Origin of the sequence: Acinetobacter sp. (genome assembly GCF_036666595.1) — a bacterium.
Classification (GTDB): domain Bacteria; phylum Pseudomonadota; class Gammaproteobacteria; order Pseudomonadales; family Moraxellaceae; genus Acinetobacter.
Window position 1 is genome coordinate 1 of the sequence record NZ_JAVWVO010000091.1, and the last position, 671, is coordinate 671.

The window sequence follows — 671 nt, forward strand, 5'->3', positions numbered from 1 at the left end:
AACCACATCGCCTTTTTTCAGTACTTTAGCAATACTTTCGGATGCTTTAACCAAGGGAGTCAGATCGGGTTGCTTAAATTCATCGATCGGGGTTGGAACTGTAACAATAAAGAAATTACAGTCTGCTAACTGCTGTAGGTTCGTGGTGTAGCTTAAATGCGTTGCTTGCTTTAATTCTTTTGGTGAAACTTCTAAAGTATGATCTTGTCCGCTCTGTAGCTCATCAATACGCTTCTGGTGAATATCAAAGCCCATCACGGGAACTTTTTTTCCAAACTCAACAGCTAGCGGTAAACCGACATAACCTAATCCGATGATGGCAATTTTTAATTCGGAGAGTTGTAACATACTGAAGCCTATGTCATCGATGAATCATCAATCATCGTTATGTTGTAAATAGCGTTAAATTATATCAGAAAATCAAATTTCGATTGTGTAATGATGTTCTAAACATACATAAAAAGCCATACTTCCCGACTCACACAGATCATATCTATGGTCCTTTTTATCTATATGCTATTTTGTTAAGATCAAAGTCTCAGGTACATTTTTTATATTTTATAAAAAACCTAATCGAATTACGTTTTAAAACATCAATAACTATATTAAATAGCGCGAATAGTATAGAATTTTGCAGTCTGAAACGTACAATTAGGGTTCATTGGCCCGTT

1 pseudogene is annotated in these 671 nt (G+C 35.3%); it reads right to left on the minus strand.

The features are described from left to right. Positions 1-348: pseudogene (locus tag RR876_RS16955) on the minus strand (Vi polysaccharide biosynthesis UDP-N-acetylglucosamine C-6 dehydrogenase TviB); the annotation flags it as partial. Positions 349-671 lie beyond the last annotated feature (323 nt).